Source organism: uncultured Gemmiger sp., from assembly GCA_944388105.1.
In the GTDB taxonomy this organism is placed as follows: domain Bacteria; phylum Bacillota; class Clostridia; order Oscillospirales; family Ruminococcaceae; genus Gemmiger.
In genome coordinates, this window is record CALXHN010000017.1 from 1 (window position 1) to 19,437 (window position 19,437).

Genomic DNA, 19,437 nt, shown 5'->3' on the forward strand with positions numbered 1-19,437 from the left:
CCAGCAGTCTGGTTTTATTTCCAAATATTGACAAATCTTCCAAAATATCGTATACTATCCACAAGAAGTTGCGGCCGGCGTCAGAATACGACAGCAAATATAGTTTTTCGGCCCATCAAGAAAGCCCGGTACCGCCTTTTGGCGCGGCGGGCATGGAGCGGGAGGGAACCCAGTATGAAATCGACAGGCATCATCCGCAATGTGGACGGTCTCGGGCGCATCGTGCTGCCCAAGGATCTGCGCAAACAGTTCGGCGTCACGCCGGATACACCTTTGGAAATCATGACCGACGGAGACTGCATCGTCCTGCGCAAATATCGGCCGGCAGGCTGCTGCGAATTCTGCGGAGATGTCTCCGATGACGTGGTGGTATTCCACGGCAAGCCCATCTGCGGGGCCTGCCGTCGGGCCTTGGCTTCGATGTAAGCAGGGATCAGCGCTGCAGGCCGCGCACGGCTTCCTCGCTGTTTTTGACCAGATTCATCAGGCTGGTGGCATGGCGGGGATATTCCCGGGCCAGACTTTCGGTGGTCATGCTGAACACCGCCGGGTCGGGGGCGGGACCGCCCTCATCTTCCCCGGCCAGCACCGCGGCCAGTTCCCCCTGCTGGGCTGCCATGGCCGCATCCGCGGCATGCTGCCACCGGGCCGGACTGACCCGGAACAGGCTGGCCACATTCTTGGGGGCAGACTGGTACAGCTGGCGGAACATCCCGTAGACTGCCAGCATGAGATAGTTGCTCACCGCCGTGACCACCCGTTTGTCCCGGCACTGGTCCAGCTTGTCAAACAGGATATCCAACGAATTTTCGATCAGTTTTTTGTACATGGTAGGCAGTACGCTGCCGCGGTAGACACTGCCGGAGGTGGAACTGCCTTCGGGCAGGTCCTCCACCGTGATGGTCTGACCGCTGCGTTCCGCGCTGCGCCCCAGCAGATAATCACAGGAGACCCCGTAATAATCGGCCACCTGCACCACGAATTCCAGGCCGCATTCCCGGATGCCTTTTTCGTAGTGGGAAAGCTGCGCCTGACTGATGCCCAGGTCACTGGCCGCCTGTTTCTGGGTGATGCCACGTTCTTTTCGCAGCAGGGTAATGATTCGGTTGAATTCCATTGCCATCTCGTTGCCGTCCTTCACACTCTTTACATAGTGTTGATTATATCTGCGAAAAAACGCTTTGTAAAGACCGGTTTCGCCAAGTTTTTCGGCTTTTTTTCGGCAGTTTGTGCAAAAAGTTGCTGAACAAACTAGATATTGGCCTTTTGCACAAACCCAGGGTACAAATATTGTGTCCCCAAATTTTACCAACCCCAAGGAAGTTTCAAAATTGTAATAATTTTGTAACCTTTTATTTTTTCCGATTTCGACATTTTTCCCACAGGAGGGACGTATTTTGAAATATTTCAAGCTTCATCTGATCCGCCACGGTCTGACCGCCGCCAACCTGGAAGGCCGTTATATCGGCAGCGGCACCGATCTTTCCCTGTGTGAGGAGGGCCGGACCGGACTGCTGGAACTGAAACGGGAATTCGAGTACCCTCAGGTGGGACTGGTGTTCACCTCTCCCCTGCTGCGGGCCAAGGAGACGGCGGAGATCCTGTATCCGGGGGTGCGCACCATTGCGCTGCAGGATCTGCGGGAGATGGGCTTCGGCGTGTTCGAGAACCGTCTGCTCACCGAGCTGGCCCAGGACCCGGACTTTGCCGCCTGGATGGACCCCACCAGCGAGAAGGTCCCCGAAGGGGCCGAAAGCCGGCAGGCCTTTGCCGACCGGTCCGGCGGCATGCTCATGAAACTGTTTGAGTTCATGATCAAGACCCATACCGAGGAGGCCGCCTGTGTGACCCACGGCGGGGTCATCATGAACATGCTGGCCCGCCACGCCCTGCCCCAGCGCCGCCCCGAGGAGTGGATGACCGATCCGGGCTGCGGGTACAGTCTGCGGCTGGACACCGCCATGTGGATGCGGGATCATCTGGCCGAGGCCTACGATGTGGTGCCCCGGGGGTATCTGGACTGACAGGCTCCCTGCAAAACGCATAAAAATTTCCCGGCAGGAAAAATACCTGCCGGGAATTTCTTTTGTTCCTATATAAGGTAAGGCCTCATTCGGCGGGGGTCTCCCCTTCCGGCGCGGGCGTGGGTTCCGGGGCCGGTGTGGGCGTACCGAAAACCGCATCATAGTTTGCCTGAGCCGTGGCCAGGGCATCGTTGGCGGCGGTCAGCCGCTGGGCGGCCGCTTCATCGTCGGCGGTGTCCTCGGTGGCAGCGGCATCGGTCACCGCCTGCTGGGCGGCAGCCAGCTCCGCCTGGGCGGCCAGCAGGGCATTCTGGATGTCCTGGTTGTGCTGGGCAGCCGCAGCCACATCGTCCGGAACGCCGCTTTCCAGCAGGGCCGGCTTCACCGGCAGGGACTGCTCGGTGCCGTCAGCGGCAAACAGCTGCAGGGACTGGCCGTAATAGCCGCCCCATACGGCCAGATAGGTCTTGCCGGGATTGACGGCCAGCGTGGCGCCGGAGGCATCGGTCAGGGACAGGGGCGCCGTGGCATCCCCCTTGGTCCAGTTGATCTGCTCCCAGGCACCATCGGTCAGGTACAGCCCGGTACCGCCGGACAGATCATACTGGCGGGTATAGTCGTCATCCTTGATGCCGCTGGAAGCGTACAGCACCAGCACATTTTTGAAAGAAGCCTGCTGGCCGCTGTCGGTGTCCATGGTGGGGGTGCCGTCCACGTTGTGGCGCAGATACACCCCGTTGGCGGCGTCGTACTTCAGTTCGGTCCCGGCCGTCTGGGAGAAGGTGATATACAGATCGGTACCGTTCTGGGCGGCGGGAGCCTGCCGCTCCTCGAAGTGGAACAAAGGCATGTTGGCCCCGGTGGTATCCATGCTGTAGTTGGCCAGACCGCCGCTGATCAGATCCGCGGTGGTGTACCAGCAGTTTTCCTCCCGGTAGCCGTTGGCGTAGCGGTCCGCGTCAAAGGCAAAGCCGGAGGTGCCCACATTCAGGCCGTCCACGTCCTGGTAGGTCAGCACATTGAGCAGGTTGGAGGCATAGGTGGTCTTGCCGATATGCACCGGCACCGCATTGAGGGGCAGAGAGAACTGCAGGCTCAGGTCGGTGACCTTGCCCACAGGCCCCACCTTGCTGATATCGGCACGGGTGGCAAATACGGCGGTCAGGCTGGTATCGTACCCCTCGCTGACGCCCTCCACCAGCAGATCGGCCTTGCCCACGCCCCACTGGGGGGTGGAGCCGTCCCCGCTGCGCAGGGTCACCGCCACCGGGCGCTGGTTGTTGTAATCGGTCTCGGTGGTCTGGCCGGTGAGCGGGTTGGTATTGTTGGCCGGTGCCGGCGTGGGGGTCGGCGCCGCTGTGGGAGAGGCCGTGGCACTGCCGGCCGCCTCCCCGGTTTCATCAGGCAAACCGGGCAGCGTACAGCCGGCCAGCATCATGACAGACAGCGCTGCGGCCGCCAAACGGATGGTTTTTCTCATACGGTTCCCTCTATACAGTGCAGGGCACACGCCCCGGATGATAGCCGCAAAGGCGCACGGCCTGCCCGGATGCCGGACAGCGGCTGTGCGCCTTTCGGTGTTGCGGTTGTGTTTCAGGATCAGCCGTTGATCTCGTCGAGAGTCTGGCCCAGCTCTTCGCCTTCGCCGGCCTCCACGTCCTCTTCATTCACAACGGCTTCGCTGGTGGCCGCATCGCTGGCCGCCAGGTCATAGTCGGCCAGGGTGCCGGTCTCCAGCTTTTCGGCTTCCTCAATGTCCACCACAGTGACATAGCTCTTGCCGATGTTCACGTCCAGCTGCTGATCGCTGCACTGGCCGTCCGGCGTCAGATAGTACAGGCGCAGGGCTTCCAGCGGGGTGCCCTTCTGCCAGTAGATCTTTTCGATCTTGCCGCCGTAGCAGTAGTAGCCGATGCCGCCGTTGCCGTAATCCACGTTCTGGATGTCATGGCTGTCGCCGGGGTAAGCGGCCATATCGGTGTAGAGGATCACCAGGTTGGTGAAAGCTAGCTGCTGGTCGTATTCCTCGTCGATGGTATCCCGCCAGGAACCGTCGTTGGAGTAGTACTGCTGCATCTTGTAGGTGGTGGAAGCGGCGTCATACAGGAAGCGGGTCTTGTAGCTCTGGGAATGGGTGATGGCCACATACTCGCCGTTCTGGACCACGGGGCCGTACTTGTCGCTGTAGGCGCTGTCCAGGCTGTTGGACAGGTCGCGCACCTCGTTGGTGCGGTAGTCCACGAAGTTGAAGAAGGTGGAATTGTACTCGCGGTTCATATCCACATCATTGTCTTCGATATACTTCTTGATGTTTTCGCCGCTGGTGTACATGGTGTGCTCCAGAGCCAGACCGTTGCCGTAGCTCAGGCCCTGCCAGTTCACACGGTTGTAATCACGGTAGCCGTTGGCACCGTCGCAGTTGTTCAGGTTGCCGTACTCATATTCCTTGGCATACTGGCGCATGAAGATACTTTCGCCCTCATGGATATACAGGGCCTGCCAGGGCAGGATCAGCTGGAAGAACTGGTCACGGCCGGAGCGGACGGGTCCGATCTCCTCAATGTCATTGTAGTCATTGAACACCGGCATAAACCGGGTGATGCCGCCTTCCACCTTGATCTCAAACAGCATCTGGGCACGGGACAGGCCGCGCTGGGGACGGGCTACGGTGATGTTGTTGACCATAACCGCGGTGATGCGCTGCCCTGCCGGGTAATTTTCGTCCTGGGCTTCGCCGGTCAGCACATTGGCCTCATAGGGAGGCAGGGTGGGTTCCGGCGTGGCCTGGACCTCCTGAGAGGACGAGGGTGCATCCGAGGTGACGGTCTCGGTCCCAGACTTCTTGCAGGCCACCAGCATGGCACACGCCGCCAGAACAGCCAGCACACAAAGGAGGGTACGTTTCATAGGCTAGATCCTCTTTTCCTTGATTCTTTTCTTCGCGGCGCTAGGGTACGCCCACGGCCCGGTGTTTTGTAACCGGAATGTCATAGTTCTTATTGTACTTTTTTTTGCCCGTTTTGTAAAGCCGCCCGGGGGAATTTTACAATCCCGCAATGCAACCTGACAAGAAATGGTTGTACAAAATGGCCGGTTCTGTTACAATAGAGCAAGATTCATCCGCAAAGGAGTCAGATACAGTATGTCCATTTTTTCTTCGTTTTTCGGGGGGTATAACCGTCCGGGTCCCGGCGTGCGCCCGGACGAGCCCCGCAAAAAAGGATTCATGCGCCTGCTGGAAATTCTGGGCCGGGATTTCTGGTCCTTCTTCAAGGCCGGACTTCTGGCATACGTCAGTATGCTGCCCTTCCTGTTCGGCATGATTCTGGCCGTCACCACCCACGCCGTGATCTTTGTGCTGGCCGCTGGGCTCATCGGCGGCATGATCGCGGCGCCCCAGCTGTGCGGTATGGCCGATACCATCCTGCGCAGCCTGCGGGATGAGCCCGGATACTGGTGGCCCACCTACCGCCGCGCCTGGAAGCGCAACGCCCGGGCCTGTCTGCTGCCCGGTGCGGTGTTCGGCCTGATCCTGGGCATGCAGGTGTTCACCCTGTTCCATATGGACAGCCTGGGAACTTCGGTGATCAGCTGGGCCATCCTCATTGCCGGACTGGTGCTGGTGCTGGGCCTGATCACCTACATCATCCCGCAGCTGGCCCTGCTGGAAATGCCCCTGGCCGGCATCCTGAAAAACGCCATCCTGCTGTTTCTGGGCTATCTGCCCCGCAGCGTGGGCGCCATTGCGGTCCAGGTGGTCTATTGGGGTCTGTTCCTGCTCTACTTCCCCCTGTCCATGTACATTCTGCCCATCACCAACCTGTGGCTGCCCATGGTGCTGAGCCTGCTGATCGTCTACGCTCCCATGGAAAAGAGCTTCAATCTGGAAGCCACCATCAAACAGATGCGGGACGCCGAACTGGAAAACAGCCGCACCGATTCCCACAACTGAATCCTGCCCTGCAAGCCGGGACGCCGCATCAGGCCGTCCCGGCTTTTGTTCTGCCTGCGGCCAAAAACAGCCGGTCCATCGGCCGGCCTTGTCCGGACAAACCCTTTCCGCAGCAAAAAGCAGCCCCGGCCGGATGGCCGGGGCTGCTGATTTTTGGTATATTTTACTTGGCGTATTCGGTGGCGCGGCTTTCGCGGATGACACTGACCTTGATCTGGCCGGGGTAATCCAGCTCGTCCTCGATCTTCTTGGCAATGCTGCGGGCCAGCAGAATGACCTGATCGTCGCTGATCTTGTCCGGCTGGACCAGGATGCGGACCTCGCGGCCGGCCTGGACAGCGTAGGAGCTTTCCACCCCTTCAAAGCTGTTGCACAGGCTTTCCAGGGTTTCCAGGCGCTTGATATAGCTTTCCATGTTCTCACGCCGTGCGCCGGGACGGGCCGCGCTGATGGCATCGGCCGCCATGATGACGAAAGCCAGCGGCGTCTTGGGCTCCACGTCGCCGTGGTGGGCCTCGATGGCATGGATGACAGCGGGATTTTCCCGGTATTTCTTGCAGATGTCCACGCCGATCTGGACATGGCTGCCCTCGATCTCGTGGTCCAGAGCCTTGCCGATGTCATGCAGCAGACCGGCACGGCGGGCCTGCTGGACGTTGAGCCCCAGCTCGCCCGCCATCAGGCCGGCCAGCCAGGCCACTTCCAGGCTGTGGCTCAGCACGTTCTGGCCATAGCTGGTGCGGTACTTCAGACGGCCGATAAGCTTGACCAGATCGGGATGCAGGCTGTGGATGCCCAGATCCATGACCGCCTTCTCGCCTTCCCGCTTCATCTGCAGTTCCAGTTCCCGGCGGCACTTGTCCACCGTCTCCTCGATGCGGGCCGGATGGATACGGCCGTCGGCGATGAGGCGTTCCAGCGCCAGACGGGCGATCTCCCGGCGGGTCTGGTCGAAGCTGGACAGGGTGATGGCTTCGGGGGTGTCGTCAATGATCAGGTCGCAGCCGGTGGCGGTTTCCAGGGCGCGGATGTTGCGGCCCTCGCGGCCGATGATCCGGCCCTTCATCTCGTCACTGGGCAGAGGCACCACCGAGACGGTGGCCTCACTGGTGGCGTCGGCGGCGCAGCGGGCGATGGCCTGCCCGATCATATCCCGGGCCAGATTGTCGCATTCATCCTTCATGTTGGCCTGGAAGGCGGCAACCCGCATGGCCTTTTCGTGGGTGAGTTCATCGTCGATCTGCTTGAGCAGGACGGCCCGGGCATCTTCCTGGGTCATGGCGGCGATGGTTTCCAGTTTTTCGGTCTGGCGCAGCTTGAGCTGTTCCAGTTCGTCCAGGCGGGCTTCCACCAGCTCGGCGCGCTTCTTCAGGTCCTCTTCCTTGCGCTCCACGGCGGTGGTGCGCTTGTCCAGGGCCTCTTCTTTCTGATCCATGCGGCGTTCCTGGCGGCTGACCTCGGCGCGGCGGTCCTTGATCTCCTTGTCCGCTTCGCTCTTCAGCTTGAAGGCTTCGTCCTTGGCTTCAATGATTGTCTCTTTCCGTTTCTGCTCGGCAGCCTTGATGGCGTCGTTGACGATGCGCTTGGCCTCTTCCTCCGCTGAGCCCAGCTTGGCCTCGGCGGTGCGCTTGCGGTAGGTCATGCCCGCATAAAAGCAGACGACCCCGCATACGGCGGCGACAACAACGACCACCAGCACCGGTACAATGATGGCGGTGATGGACATTTGTTTCAACTCCTCAAATTTATTCAGAAAATGCGCGTAAACCTGAGGGTCGCAGCCATGGCGGGGCCTTACTTTTATTCGATTCAGTTGTTTGCTCAGACGCGGCCAAAGCCGGCCGCGGGCCGATGGTACACCGAAACACACCTGCCGCAAGACGGCGGGACGCGTGGGTTCCCGGTGGGAAAAGTCTTATAAAAACAACGAAAGCATGTTTATTTCAATGCAAACCTGCGTGCATGCCATACCAAATAAAATACAGTGCCCGCCCCGACGGCGGCCCTTCGGCGATGCGGTGCCGCCCGAACCGTGCGGTCAAACTGCATACACCGTTGTATACTGATTATAGTTTATATTCATTTCAGATGGTTGTCAAGAAATTGTTACAGAATCATAAAGGTCCTGTACCGGACTTGACTTTTGAAAACCGCCGCGCTACAATAGCGGTAACTTCATCCTGATGAATGCGATGATGCGGACAAACGGAAAGGCTGACCGGCGTTTCAGAGAGAGCCGCCGCCGTGCAAAACGGTGTGCTGCAAGCGGCTTGGCGGACGGCGCGTTTCTTACCACCGCAGAGCGCGGGGGCGAACCCCCGCCGGGACGGCCCGTTACAGCCGATACGAGAGGCGGGCTGTTGCCCGCAATTCGGGTGGAACCGTGGAGCTTACCGCTTCACCCCGTGTTTGAATGGGGTGAAGCGTTTTTTATTTTATTCTGGCGGCCGTGGGCCGCCGCAGCTAGGGAGGTTGCAAGTATGAAAGTCATCTACAATGACGGCACCGTCAAGGAATGCCCGCAGGAAGAGGAACTGCACGTCATCCGTCACACCGCCGCCCACATCATGGCCCAGGCCATCAAGCGCCTGTGGCCCGAAGCCGATTTCGCCTTTGGCCCCGCCACCGAGAACGGTTTCTACTATGACGTGGACCTGGGCGATACCAAGCTCACCGACGAAGATCTGGAAAAGATCGAAAAAGAGATGAAGAAGATCTGCAAGGAGAACCTGCCGATCAAGGCCTTCACTCTGCCCCGGGAAGAGGCCGTCAAGCTCATGCAGGAGCGCGGTGAGAAGTACAAGGTGGAGCACATCGGGGATCTGCCCGAGGACGCCACCATCAGCTTCTACCAGCAGGGCGAGTACATCGACATGTGCGTCGGTCCTCACCTGACCTACACCAAGGCCCTGAAAGCCTTCAAGATCACCCAGCAGTCCGGCGCTTACTGGCGCGGCGACAAGAACAACAAGATGCTGACCCGCATCAACGGCATCGCCTTCCACAACCAGGAAGAGCTGGAAGCCCACCTGAAGCTGCTGGAAGAGGCCGCCCGCCGGGATCACCGCAAGATCGGCAAGGAAATGAATCTGTTCATGTTCTGCGACGAGGGCCCCGGCTTCCCCTTCTTCCTGCCCAACGGCATGGTGCTGAAGAACACCCTGATCGACTACTGGCGTGAGATCCACCGCAAGGCGGGCTATGTGGAGGTTTCCACTCCCCTGATCATGAACCGCCATCTGTGGGAGACCAGCGGCCACTGGGACCATTACAAGGACAACATGTACTCCACCGTCATTGACGGCGAGGACTACTGCATCAAGCCCATGAACTGCCCCGGCGGCGTTCTGGTCTACCGCAGCCAGCCCCACAGCTACCGCGAACTGCCCCTGCGCGTGGGCGAACTGGGCCTGGTGCACCGCCACGAGCTGCGCGGCGCCCTGCACGGCCTGTTCCGCGTGCGCTGCTTCACCCAGGACGATGCCCACATCTTCATGCGCCGCGACCAGATCTCCGACGAGATCGCCAACGTGGTGCACCTGATCAACTCGGTGTACGACAAGTTCGGCTTCAAGTACTTTGTGGAGCTGAGCACCCGTCCTGAGGACTCCATGGGCTCCGACGAGGACTGGGAGGACGCCACCAACGGCCTGAAGAACGCCCTGGAAAAGCTGAACATGCCCTACATCATCAATGAGGGCGACGGCGCGTTCTACGGCCCGAAGATCGACTTCCACCTGGAGGACAGCCTGGGCCGTACCTGGCAGTGCGGCACCATCCAGCTGGACTTCCAGATGCCGCTGAACTTCCATCTGGAATACGTCAACGAGGCCGGCGAGAAGGAACGCCCCATCATGATCCACCGCGTCTGCTTCGGTTCCATCGAGCGCTTCATCGGCATCCTGACCGAGCATTACGCCGGCAAGTTCCCCACCTGGCTGGCTCCCGTCCAGGTCAAGGTGCTGCCCGTCAGCGAAAAGACCCTGGACTACGCCCGCGGCGTGGCCGAAAAGCTGGAGAACGCCGGTGTGCGCGTTGTTCTGGATGAGAGCAACGAGAAGATCGGCTACAAGATCCGTCAGGCCCAGCAGGTGGACCGCGTGCCCTATATGCTGGTTCTGGGCGCCAAGGAAGCCGAAGCCGGCACCGTCAGCGTCCGTGACCGCAAGGGCGAGACCACGACCATGTCCGCCGATGAGTTCCTGAACAGCGTCAAGGAAGAGATCGCCGAGCGCCGCTGATTTTTCAGGACATTTTCCTCTATTTGAACACGTTGCAAGCCGCTGCCTGCCCGCCGCAGGCGGCGGCTTTTTGTTTTTGTACAGCTTTCGCCTCAGCGTCAAAAAATCTTCTTGCCTGTGCCGGGTGCAGCCGCTATAATAGAAAAGCGGTGTTTGAAATCAGAAGGAGGAATTTTTTTGGAGAACCGTGAATCTTTTGCCTCGCGCCTCGGGTTTATCCTGATCAGCGCAGGCTGCGCCATCGGCATCGGCAATGTCTGGCGCTTCCCCACCGTCACCGGCGAAAACGGCGGCGGCGTGTTTGTTCTGTTTTACCTGCTGTTCCTGGTCTGCATGGGGGTGCCCGTGCTGACCATGGAACTGGCCGTGGGCCGTGCGGGCCGCGGCAGTGCCGGCAAGGCGTACCAGGCCCTGGAACCCAAGGGCAGTGTGTGGCACCTGCACGGCTGGGCCTGCCTGCTGGGCTGTGTGGTGCTGATGATGTACTACACCACCGTCAACGGCTGGATGATCAGCTACTTCTTCAAGTTCCTGACCGGTACCTTTGAGGGCGCCACTGCCGACACTTCGGCCGCCACCTTCAGCGCCATGCTGGCCAACCCCGGAGAGATGGGCCTGTTCATGGCCGTGACCGTGGTGCTGGGCTTCATCGTGTGCAGCTTCGGGCTGCGCAACGGCGTGGAGCGCATCGGCAAATGGATGATGGGCGCACTGCTGGTGCTCATCCTCATCCTGGTGGTGCACAGCCTGACCCTGTCCGGCGCCGGGGACGGCCTGAAGTTCTACCTGCTGCCCGACTGGGAGCGTGCCAGCGAGGCCGGCATCATCAACGTGGCCGTGGCCGCCATGAACCAGTCCTTCTTTACCCTGAGCCTGGGCATCGGCGCCATGGAGATCTTCGGCAGCTACATGAACCGCAACTTTGCCCTGACCGGCGAGGCGGTGCGCATCTGCGCCCTGGACACCTTTGTGGCCATCTGCGCCGGGTTGATCATCTTCCCTGCCTGCTTCACCTACGGCGTCAGCCCGGACAGCGGTCCCCAGCTGGTCTTCGTGACCCTGCCCAACGTCTTTGCCAGTCTGGCCGGCGGCCGCATCTGGGGGTCCCTGTTCTTCCTGTTCATGACCTTTGCCAGCTTCACCACCGTCATTGCGGTGTTTGAGAACATCATTGCCTGCCTGATGGACCAGTTCGGTCTGGACCGCCGCAAGACGGTGCTCATCGGCGGCGTGGTGATCCTGATCGCCAGCATTCCCTGTGTGCTGGGCTACAACCTGTGGAGCTTCCTGCAGCCCCTGGGCCCGGGCAGCACCGTGCTGGACGGCGAGGACTTCCTGGTGAGCAACATCCTGCTCCCGGTGGGCAGCCTGATCTATCTGCTGTTCTGCGTCACCCGCTGGGGCTGGGGCTTCGACAAGTATCTGGAAGAAGCCAACACCGGCAGCGGCATCAAGATGCCCCGCTGGCTCAAGCCCTACTTCCAGTTCGTGGTGCCCATCCTGATCGTGGTCATCCTGCTGGGCGGCCTGCTGTGATTCCCTGCTGACATCGCAACAGCCGGTACCCTTCCCGTTTGGGGAATGGTACCGGCTGTTTTTTATTCGGTGGGAAAAGCGCTCTCCTCCACCACCCCTGCGCTGGTCTGGGCGGTGTCGTCGGTCAGGGTGTCCGCCGGGACATCGGCGGAGGCGGCGGTCTCGGCGTCGGCGGCATTCTGCTGGGCGGCAGAGACCAGCCCGGTCACCTCTCCCGAAGGCTTTGCCAGCAGGTAGGCGCCCACCGGCTTGGTCTTATACACCAGCAGCACGCAGTAGGTGTCGTTTTCCCCGTCGGACAGGGTGGGACACAGGGCGGTCCACTTTTCCACCGTCTTGCCCTTGTGGCCTTCCAGGGTCAGGCCGCTCTCCTCCACCACCTGGTTGAAGGCGACGAAGCTGTCGTCCCACTGTTTGGGGATCTTCACCTTATCTACCGCCGCGGTGGCCAGATCCACCTCAAAGCCGTAGCCGGTGAAGTAGGTGGCGATGTCCTGGGTGGTCTCAATGGTGGTCTGTTCGGATACCCCGGCAGATGCGGTCACGCTGTCGTTGGCAAAATGCACGGCGGCGGTGATGGTGCCCGCCAGACAGACAGCACACAGGGCCAGCGCCCCGGCCTGCCGCAGCCTGGGTTTGGTTACAGTAAACAAAAACATAAGCAGCCCCCTCGCTTGCCTTACAGAACTTTCAATGCAAGGTATGCGGGAGGGCTGCTGTTTATGCCGCTCAATACCGGGGCGCAGGGCTGTACCACTGGAAGATCAGGGCGTCGTACCGCCGCTGACAGGCTTTGTGGTCGTGTTGGGGCAGAATGGTCCACTGCACCATCATGGCGCCCATGGCCCGACAGAGGGCCACGGCCCCGTTTTCCCGTTCGGGGCACCAGGCGATGAAGTCCGGCCGTCCCAGGAAGTTGCCGAAGCAGTGACTGATGAGGAAGGCGTGCACCGGGTGCACCCCCAGCCTGCGGTTGGCCCGGTAGCTGTCTGCCAGCTGGCCCCGTAGCACGCCGGGAGCCATGCGGCGGATGCGCCGGACCACCCGGGGATCAAAGCTCTCAATGCAATAGGGTCCGGCGTAGGTTTGCAGCGCCTGCAGGGTGGCGGTGCACAGGGCATCCAGGTAGGCCCCGCCGTACTCCTGCCGGCTCTTGATCTCCACGATGAGGGGCACCCTGCCGCCGATCTCCTCCAGGGCCCGGGCAAACAGAGGCGGCGTGCAGGCCGTGCCCGCCAGGGAAAGGCCCTGTATCTGCTGCCAGGTATGGTCCCGCACCCAGCCTTTGGCCCCGGTCATCCGGTCCAGGGTGTCATCGTGAAAGACCACCAGCTGCCGGTCGGCGGTGAACTGCACGTCCAGTTCGATGCCGCAGCCGCAGGCCACCGCCGCCGCAAAGGCCGGCAGGCTGTTTTCGGGGATCGACTGGTCCTGTGTGAACAGGCCCCGGTGGGCAAAGTTATAATGCAAAAAAGGGGTCCGCAGCGGCCGGCGGGGCCGCCCCGGTGCCACCAGAAAGACGGTCAGCGCCGCCAGGATCAGAACAACTGCTGCAAAGCACAACGCCATAGGGATCGATTCAGCCTTTCCGCGGCAGACTGGATGTCCCGCCGCCACACTATTGTAGCGCGTCCCGGCGGCTCAGGCAAGACAGGATTCTGTAAAATTCGTGAAATACATTTTAAGAAAACTTTCACAAATCCCCCACCTATGCGGGTTATTATGGTACTATATGAAAAAGAGCGACCTATGACGCAAGAGGTACGGACGGAAGACGCTGCGCCGGACTTGCGCTGTTGTTTGGAGGGTTTTACTATGGCAAAAATTCTGGTCGTTGACGATGAACCGCGTATCCGGGACCTGATCCGGGAACATCTGCAGCACAGCGGCTACACCTGTGCCGAGGCCGGGGACGGCACCCAGGCGCTTTCCATCCTGTCCCAGGGAGGCATTGATCTGGTGATCCTGGACATCATGATGCCGTTCATGGACGGCATGACCTGCCTGCGGGAGATGCGTTCCCGCAAGATCAACACCCCGGTGATCATGCTCACCGCCCGCAGCGAGGAATATGACAAGCTGGCCGGGTTGGAAGGCGGTGCCGACGACTATGTGGTGAAGCCGTTCTCTCCCCGGGAACTGGTGGCCCGGGTCAAGGCGGTGCTGGCCCGCACCATGCCCGCCCCCGCCGAGACCGGCGGGGTGTACACCTTCGGGGATCTGGTCATCGACACCGCCAGCCACAGCGTGAAGGTGGCCGGACAGGAGGCCCCTTTGACCCCCAAGGAATTTGACCTGCTGGTGTTCCTGGTCAGCAACCGGGGCATTGCCCTGTCCCGGGAGAAGATCCTGCAGAAGGTGTGGAACTACGACTACTACGGCGAGGACCGCACCGTGGACACCCACATCAAGATGCTGCGGGGCCATCTGGGACCCTGCCGCGGGTACATTGTGACGGTCTGGGGCATCGGCTACAAGTTCGACCCGGACGTACTGTGAAAGACGGGGATTCCGTATGTGGAAAAAGGTGAAGTCTGCCCGCCGGACCTCCGAAAAAGCCGCTCCGCGGATGGGGGTCCGGGGCCAGCTGATGCTGTTTCTGTGCGCCGTGACCCTGCTCACCCTGGGGCTGGTCTGGACGCTGATCACCTATGCCCTGGAGCCCATGTACAACCGCAAGATCCGCACCAGCCTGGAAACCAAGGCTGACGCGGTGGTGGCTTTAATTGATGCCAACGACGGACCGGTATCCAGCCGTGTCCTGGGCAAACTGGTACTGGACGAGGATTTCTGGCTTTCCTTTCTGGAAAAAGCCGTCAACGGGTCCCTGGACCTGGAAAACTGCTGCGTGGACATCAGTGACTCCACCTTGAGCAACGTCCAGTGCCTGGAAAGCCTGTACCCCTGCGTGCTGCACCAGAGCGAGTATTCCTTCGGGGGCAAGATCAGCCTGAAGCAGGACACCCCCGAGGTGGTGCGCCTGCGGGGCCTGGTGTTCACCAAAAAGAGCGTGTACGAAACGGTTTCTTCCGGCGGCAACCTGCAGATGGTGGTGGGCAAGCTCACTGCCGACGGGCAGTATGCGGTGCTGGTGTCCACCAGTCTGGCCCAGATCACCACCGCCGCCGACGTGCTGCGCAGTGTGCTGCCGCCGGTGGCCCTGCTGCTCTTCGGGCTGAACGTACTGGCGGCCATCCTGTTCAGCCGCTGGTTCACCCATCCGGTGTACCAGCTGGCCGACGGAGCCCGCCGCATGGCCGCCGGCAACTACGATGTGCAGGTGGAGGTCAAGCGCCGGGACGAACTGGGGCTGCTGGCCCAGGAGTTCAACCACATGGCCCGGGCGGTGCAGCGCTCCGCCGAGCTGGAAAAGGAACTGCTGGCCAACGTGAGCCACGACCTGCGCACCCCCCTGACCCTCATCAAGGGATACGCCGAGACGGTGCGGGACCTGTCCGGCATGGACGAAGAAAAACGCACCGAACAGTGCAACATCATTGTGGATGAGACCGACCGGCTTTCGGCCCTGGTCAACAGCGTGATGGAGCTGAGCAAGGTGCAGAGCGGCGTGGAAAAGCCCAATCTGGTGGACTTTGACATGAGCGGCCTCTGCTTTGAGGTGGCAGGTCTCTACGACGCCGTATGCGAGCAGAACCACTGGACCCTGCATCTGGAAGCGGACAAGGAGTGCATGGTCCGGGCGGACCCGGCCATGATGGAGCGGGTGCTGCACAATCTGCTGGGCAATGCCACCCATCACATCGGGGAGGACGGCTTCTTTGCCCTGCGGGCCATTCCCCTGCCCGCCGGGGGATGCCGTATTGAGGTGGAGGACCACGGCCCCGGCATCCCACCGGAGGACCTGCCGTATATTTTTGACCGGTACTATCGTGCCCGCAAGAACGCGGGCAAACCCGGCACCGGGCTGGGGCTTTCCATCACCAAGGCCATTCTGCAGCAGCACGGATTCCCCTTCGGGGTGCAGAGCGAGGTGGGCCGCGGTTCCCTGTTCTGGTTTGAGATGACCGCCCCCGCTCCCCAATCCCCGCCCAAAGAATAAGTGTTCCGTTCCCTGTTACCGTGACCCGAAAAGGAGGATACTGCCATGGAGGAGCCCCGTCATCTGCCCGTTCCCCTGCCCGAGGAGAAAGCCGCCGCCCCCGACTGGAAAGCCCAGCTGGACCGGCTGGAAGCCAAAACCGACCGCAACAACCGTCTGCTGAAAATCTGCATCGGCCTGCTCATCGGGCTGATCGCGGTGCTCTGTGTAGGGTTCGGGGTTCTGTTCTACCACGGCAGTGTGGCTTACCGCAGCCTGCTGCAGGCTACCGAGCAGGTGGATACCCTGGCCGGCACTTTGCAGGACAGTCTGGACAGCATGGAGCCCGGAGAGCTGGACCGGCTGCTGCAGTCCCTGCCCGATATTGCCGAGAAGCTTTCTCAGCTGGATGTGGACGCCCTGAACCAGGTCATCAGCGAAATGCCCGACCTGATGCAGGCGGTGGAGGACCTGGAAAGCCAGACCAGCCAGATCACCGGCTGGTTCAGCGGCCTGGGCGGTCTGTTCCGCTGACCGCCATTTCCCATAAATCAGAAAAAGCCCGCTCCCCTGTCGGCCATTGCCGGGGGGAGCGGGCTTGTTTGTTTCTGGATGGGGGCGGGATCAGTCCTCGTCGATGATGCGTACGGTCTGCATGCGGACAGGCTTCAGGGGCTTGTCGTTCCAGTCGGTGGGAACGGAAGCGATCTCATCCACCACGTCCATGCCGGAGACCACATGGCCGAAGGCCGCATACTGGCCATCCAGATGGGGCGCATCGGCGTGCATGATAAAGAACTGGCTGCCGGCGCTGTTGGGGTTCTGGGCACGGGCCATGCTGATGACGCCGCGGGTGTGCTTGATGGGGTTGGGCACAAAGTTGGCGGAGAACTCGCCCTTGATCTGCCAGCCCGGGCCGCCGGTGCCGTTGCCCAGGGGGCAGCCGCCCTGGATCATGAAACCGGGGATGATGCGGTGGAAGGTCAGGCCGTCGTAAAAGCCCTGACGGACCAGCTTTTCAAAGTTTTCGCAGGTGATGGGCGCGGCGCTGGGGTCCAGCTCGATGTCGATGGTCTTGCCGTTTTCCATGGTGATGCGGATCATGTTGTTGTCTCCTTTTCTTGGGCCGGAGCCGCCACCGCCGGCTTGGTGCTCAGCTCGGTGGGGGTCCCGGTGGTATAGTCCATGCTGCCCAGCAGGCGGCACAGTTCGGATTCGGTCAGGTGGCCCATCCAGAATTCCAGGGCCGCGGTCATATACACGGCGCTGCGGCGCTCGGCTTCCCGCAGCAGGGCGAAAGCACCCCCACGGCGGGCCTCGCCGGTGGCCGGGTCGGTCCATTCATCGGGCAGGTCCAGGCGCAGAGCCCGGGGGGACACATGCCCGGTGAGGAACCCACGGCCTTTCCAGAAGGTTTCCACCACATAGAACAAGGCCTTGCGGATGCCGTGGCGGCTGGGGAACAGACGCCGCACCCGGTTGAGGTAGTAGAAGGCATCGGCCAGACATTCCTGGGTCACATCGGCGCCGTACACTTCCAGCAGCACGGTGTGCAGCAGGGTGGCAATATCCGCCAGGTCGGTGCCCTGGGGCACCGGAGAGGCGTCGTCCGCTGGCACCTGGGAGACGCCGGTGTCCTCCGCATGGAGGGTGGAGTCCAGGGCGATCTCGAAATACCCGTGGCCGCCCTTGCCTGCGTAGGGCTGACCGGACTGGCACATGGCCACCACATAGGGGTGGAGCACCGTGTCGGCGGCGTAATGGCTGAGAAATCCCAGCGCGTATTCGATCTGGGCACCGGTCTTCACATGGCGGACCAGACTGCACAGAAAAGCGCCGGTGGCCTCCTCGTGCATGCGGTCGCCCAGCGCCGGCAGATCGTACCGCCGCTTGGCTTTGCTCTTCCACACTTCAAAGCTGAAAAAGCTGTCCGGACCGTTGGCGCCCGCCGCAAAGGCCGCCGGACAATGGAGCTTGTAATGGATGGATTCGGCTGCCCGTCGGGCGGTGCGGACATGGGTATAGCCTTCCGGCATAGAGAAATGCCCTCCTGTTCGGATAACATAAACGGGGTATGTGGGTCCACAGACCCGCATACCCCATTATTGTACTGCCCGCCGGATGGATTGTCAATGCGGGCAAATTTTCCTTAAATCGACAGGTCCTTGCCCTTCAGGGTACGCGGCAGCACCCCGAAGAAGAGCACCGCGCCGATGCCGATGATGAGCAGGATGGACACGATGCCGAAGGGGCTGGACGCCGCGTTGATGGCATCGATCTGTTCGGCGGTGGCGGTCTGGGCGGTCAGGCCCTGGGACTGCAGCATGCCGTTGGCCACGGCCGCGCTGACCACACCCACCAGGGCCGGACCCATGATGGAGCTGAACTTGCCGAAGATGTCAAAGAAGCCGAAGAACTCGCCGCTGCGGTCCTTGTCCGGGATCAGCTTGCCGAACATGGAGCGGGACAGGGCCTGGATGCCGCCCTGGCTGGTGGCACACAGAACGGCCAGCACCCAGAACTGCCACAGATCCCGCATGAAGAAGGCAAAGACGCAGATGAACATGTACACGCAGATGCCCACGCCCACCATGAACCGGGCACCGAACTTGGCGCTGAGGCGGATGTACAGCAGGCAGAAGGGCAGGCCCAGCACCTGCACCAGCAGCAGCGCCAGCATCATGCCGGTGGAGTCCAGACCCAGATTGGTGCCGTAGGTGGTGGCCATGCTGATGACGGTGTGCACGCCGTCGATGTAGAAGAAATAGGCCAGGATGTACACCAGCATGGGCTTGTTGGCGATGATCTCCTTGATGGTGGAACCCACGCCCCGGATGCTGCGGCCCACATCGCCCTGTTCATAGGGCTTGCCGGAGGTCTGCTGGCAGTTTTTCAGCAGCGGCAGGCTGAAGCCCAGCCACCACACGGCGGTGATGGCAAAAATCACGGCCAGACAGGTGAGCATGGGCACCCCCGCCAGGTTCATGACCAGGAAAATGACCAGCGGGATGGTGGAGCCGCCGATGTACCCCAGGCCGTAGCCCATGGTGGAGACCCGGTCCATCCGCTCGGGGGTGGTGATATCGGTGAGGAAGGCGTCGTAGTAGATGGCGGAAGCGTCAAAACCGATGACGCTGAGGATGTACAGCACCAGGATCAGGCCTGCCACCCGGCCGGCGGCCGAGGTGGAGGAGGTGAAGTCCATCAGCGGGGTGAAGGACATGAGGGCCACCGCCACCACGCCCAGGACCATGAAGCCGGTGAACAGCCGCTTGCGCATGCCCCGGATATCCCCGAAGACCCCCAGAAACGGCGCTGCCAGTGCCACGATGGCCATGGCGATGCTGGTGGCATAGCCCCAGGTGGACATGCTGGAAACGCTGTCCGCCGTATAACTTGCCACAGTGTCAAAGAAGATGGGCAGCAGGGTGACCACAATGACCGAGTGGGCGCTGTTGGCCCAGTCGTACATCATCCAGCTGATCTCCTGTTTGGTATACCCTTTCAGAAGCCCCATAGGGAATCAAGCCTCCCGTTTATACAAATTTGCAAACCTTGTATAAGTGTAACATTTTGTCACCAAAAAAACAAGCCGCCCAACGGCACAAAAGGCCATCGGACGGTGAAATTCCTGTCAAGAATCGG

At 61.1% G+C, this 19,437-nt stretch carries 17 protein-coding genes; 8 read left to right on the forward strand and 9 right to left on the reverse strand.

The window, feature by feature from the left end; genetic code table 11:
* Positions 1-174: 174 nt before the first annotated feature.
* The gene (locus tag Q0K17_RS03555; protein WP_294540028.1) at positions 175-426 is read left to right on the forward strand and encodes an AbrB/MazE/SpoVT family DNA-binding domain-containing protein; all 252 of its coding nucleotides are present in this window, start codon (positions 175-177) and stop codon (positions 424-426) included.
* Positions 427-433: 7 nt separating this feature from the next.
* Here the strand turns inward: Q0K17_RS03555 and Q0K17_RS03560 are convergent, their stop codons facing one another.
* Positions 434-1,123, reverse strand: a complete 690-nt coding sequence (locus tag Q0K17_RS03560) for a helix-turn-helix domain-containing protein (protein WP_294540030.1) — start codon at positions 1,121-1,123, stop codon at positions 434-436.
* Between the two features lie 274 nt (positions 1,124-1,397).
* Here Q0K17_RS03560 and Q0K17_RS03565 point away from each other — a divergent pair, with 274 nt between their 5' ends.
* On the forward strand, positions 1,398-2,024 hold the full coding sequence (locus tag Q0K17_RS03565) for a histidine phosphatase family protein (protein WP_294540032.1): 627 nt from the start codon (positions 1,398-1,400) through the stop codon (positions 2,022-2,024).
* 85 nt (positions 2,025-2,109) lie between these two features.
* Here Q0K17_RS03565 and Q0K17_RS03570 read toward each other — a convergent pair whose 3' ends face one another.
* Both Q0K17_RS03570 and Q0K17_RS03575 read right to left on the reverse strand, forming a co-directional pair.
* Positions 2,110-3,504 (reverse strand): DUF3048 C-terminal domain-containing protein, encoded by a 1,395-nt coding sequence (locus Q0K17_RS03570; RefSeq protein ID WP_294540034.1) that lies wholly within the window; start codon positions 3,502-3,504, stop codon positions 2,110-2,112.
* Positions 3,505-3,623: 119 nt separating this feature from the next.
* The gene (locus Q0K17_RS03575; RefSeq protein ID WP_294540036.1) at positions 3,624-4,931 is read right to left on the reverse strand and encodes a DUF3048 domain-containing protein; all 1,308 of its coding nucleotides are present in this window, start codon (positions 4,929-4,931) and stop codon (positions 3,624-3,626) included.
* A 235-nt stretch (positions 4,932-5,166) separates the two neighbouring features.
* On the opposite strand from Q0K17_RS03575, the gene Q0K17_RS03580 reads away from it, so the two are divergent.
* Entirely contained in the window at positions 5,167-5,976 is an 810-nt protein-coding gene (locus tag Q0K17_RS03580; protein WP_294540038.1) for a hypothetical protein, read from the forward strand.
* A 163-nt stretch (positions 5,977-6,139) separates the two neighbouring features.
* Here the strand turns inward: Q0K17_RS03580 and rny are convergent, their stop codons facing one another.
* The gene (rny, locus tag Q0K17_RS03585; RefSeq protein WP_294540039.1) at positions 6,140-7,702 is read right to left on the reverse strand and encodes a ribonuclease Y; all 1,563 of its coding nucleotides are present in this window, start codon (positions 7,700-7,702) and stop codon (positions 6,140-6,142) included.
* A 754-nt stretch (positions 7,703-8,456) separates the two neighbouring features.
* On the opposite strand from rny, the gene thrS reads away from it, so the two are divergent.
* Together thrS and Q0K17_RS03595 are read left to right on the forward strand one after the other, a co-directional pair.
* A complete protein-coding gene (gene thrS, locus Q0K17_RS03590) occupies positions 8,457-10,217 on the forward strand; it encodes a threonine--tRNA ligase (protein WP_294540041.1) in 1,761 nt (586 codons plus the stop codon).
* Between the two features lie 177 nt (positions 10,218-10,394).
* Positions 10,395-11,753, forward strand: a complete 1,359-nt coding sequence (locus tag Q0K17_RS03595; protein ID WP_294540043.1) for a sodium-dependent transporter — start codon at positions 10,395-10,397, stop codon at positions 11,751-11,753.
* Between the two features lie 62 nt (positions 11,754-11,815).
* On the opposite strand, the gene Q0K17_RS03600 is transcribed toward Q0K17_RS03595, so the two are convergent.
* Positions 11,816-12,412, reverse strand: coding sequence for a DUF4830 domain-containing protein (locus tag Q0K17_RS03600; RefSeq protein ID WP_294540045.1), 597 nt, complete (start codon positions 12,410-12,412; stop codon positions 11,816-11,818).
* 70 nt (positions 12,413-12,482) lie between these two features.
* Positions 12,483-13,322, reverse strand: coding sequence for a glycerophosphodiester phosphodiesterase family protein (locus tag Q0K17_RS03605; protein ID WP_294540047.1), 840 nt, complete (start codon positions 13,320-13,322; stop codon positions 12,483-12,485).
* A 246-nt stretch (positions 13,323-13,568) separates the two neighbouring features.
* Here Q0K17_RS03605 and Q0K17_RS03610 point away from each other — a divergent pair, with 246 nt between their 5' ends.
* From Q0K17_RS03610 to Q0K17_RS03620, 3 genes are read left to right on the forward strand one after another with little or no spacing between them, the layout of a single operon-like run.
* The gene (locus tag Q0K17_RS03610; protein ID WP_294540049.1) at positions 13,569-14,252 is read left to right on the forward strand and encodes a response regulator transcription factor; all 684 of its coding nucleotides are present in this window, start codon (positions 13,569-13,571) and stop codon (positions 14,250-14,252) included.
* 16 nt (positions 14,253-14,268) lie between these two features.
* Positions 14,269-15,813 carry a HAMP domain-containing sensor histidine kinase gene (locus Q0K17_RS03615; protein ID WP_294540050.1) on the forward strand — a complete coding sequence of 515 codons (1,545 nt, stop codon included), beginning with the start codon at positions 14,269-14,271 and terminating at the stop codon, positions 15,811-15,813.
* A 45-nt stretch (positions 15,814-15,858) separates the two neighbouring features.
* The gene (locus Q0K17_RS03620; protein WP_294540051.1) at positions 15,859-16,326 is read left to right on the forward strand and encodes a hypothetical protein; all 468 of its coding nucleotides are present in this window, start codon (positions 15,859-15,861) and stop codon (positions 16,324-16,326) included.
* A gap of 90 nt (positions 16,327-16,416) precedes the next feature.
* Here Q0K17_RS03620 and Q0K17_RS03625 read toward each other — a convergent pair whose 3' ends face one another.
* From Q0K17_RS03625 to Q0K17_RS03635, 3 genes are all read right to left on the reverse strand, one after another.
* Complete coding sequence (locus Q0K17_RS03625; protein WP_294540052.1) at positions 16,417-16,896, reverse strand: peptidylprolyl isomerase; 480 nt, start codon at positions 16,894-16,896, stop codon at positions 16,417-16,419.
* The gene (locus tag Q0K17_RS03630) at positions 16,893-17,828 is read right to left on the reverse strand and encodes a zinc dependent phospholipase C family protein (RefSeq protein ID WP_294540054.1); all 936 of its coding nucleotides are present in this window, start codon (positions 17,826-17,828) and stop codon (positions 16,893-16,895) included. The genes Q0K17_RS03625 and Q0K17_RS03630 overlap by 4 nt, the downstream gene beginning before the upstream one ends.
* Positions 17,829-17,941: 113 nt before the next feature.
* A complete protein-coding gene (locus Q0K17_RS03635; RefSeq protein WP_294540055.1) occupies positions 17,942-19,309 on the reverse strand; it encodes an MFS transporter in 1,368 nt (455 codons plus the stop codon).
* Positions 19,310-19,437: the final 128 nt, after the last annotated feature.

Bases quoted from the DNA above. Each gene is read 5' to 3' on its own strand.
- Q0K17_RS03575 (WP_294540036.1), bottom strand. From the start codon at position 4,931: ATGAAACGTACCCTCCTTTGTGTGCTGGCTGTTCTGGCGGCGTGTGCC.
- rny (WP_294540039.1), bottom strand. From the start codon at position 7,702: ATGTCCATCACCGCCATCATTGTACCGGTGCTGGTGGTCGTTGTTGTC.
- Q0K17_RS03635 (WP_294540055.1), bottom strand. From the start codon at position 19,309: ATGGGGCTTCTGAAAGGGTATACCAAACAGGAGATCAGCTGGATGATG.
- Q0K17_RS03570 (WP_294540034.1), bottom strand. From the start codon at position 3,504: ATGAGAAAAACCATCCGTTTGGCGGCCGCAGCGCTGTCTGTCATGATG.
- Q0K17_RS03620 (WP_294540051.1), top strand. From the start codon at position 15,859: ATGGAGGAGCCCCGTCATCTGCCCGTTCCCCTGCCCGAGGAGAAAGCC.
- Q0K17_RS03560 (WP_294540030.1), bottom strand. From the start codon at position 1,123: ATGGCAATGGAATTCAACCGAATCATTACCCTGCTGCGAAAAGAACGT.
- Q0K17_RS03580 (WP_294540038.1), top strand. From the start codon at position 5,167: ATGTCCATTTTTTCTTCGTTTTTCGGGGGGTATAACCGTCCGGGTCCC.
- Q0K17_RS03615 (WP_294540050.1), top strand. From the start codon at position 14,269: ATGTGGAAAAAGGTGAAGTCTGCCCGCCGGACCTCCGAAAAAGCCGCT.
- thrS (WP_294540041.1), top strand. From the start codon at position 8,457: ATGAAAGTCATCTACAATGACGGCACCGTCAAGGAATGCCCGCAGGAA.
- Q0K17_RS03605 (WP_294540047.1), bottom strand. From the start codon at position 13,322: ATGGCGTTGTGCTTTGCAGCAGTTGTTCTGATCCTGGCGGCGCTGACC.
- Q0K17_RS03630 (WP_294540054.1), bottom strand. From the start codon at position 17,828: ATGCCGGAAGGCTATACCCATGTCCGCACCGCCCGACGGGCAGCCGAA.
- Q0K17_RS03610 (WP_294540049.1), top strand. From the start codon at position 13,569: ATGGCAAAAATTCTGGTCGTTGACGATGAACCGCGTATCCGGGACCTG.
- Q0K17_RS03625 (WP_294540052.1), bottom strand. From the start codon at position 16,896: ATGATCCGCATCACCATGGAAAACGGCAAGACCATCGACATCGAGCTG.
- Q0K17_RS03555 (WP_294540028.1), top strand. From the start codon at position 175: ATGAAATCGACAGGCATCATCCGCAATGTGGACGGTCTCGGGCGCATC.
- Q0K17_RS03600 (WP_294540045.1), bottom strand. From the start codon at position 12,412: ATGTTTTTGTTTACTGTAACCAAACCCAGGCTGCGGCAGGCCGGGGCG.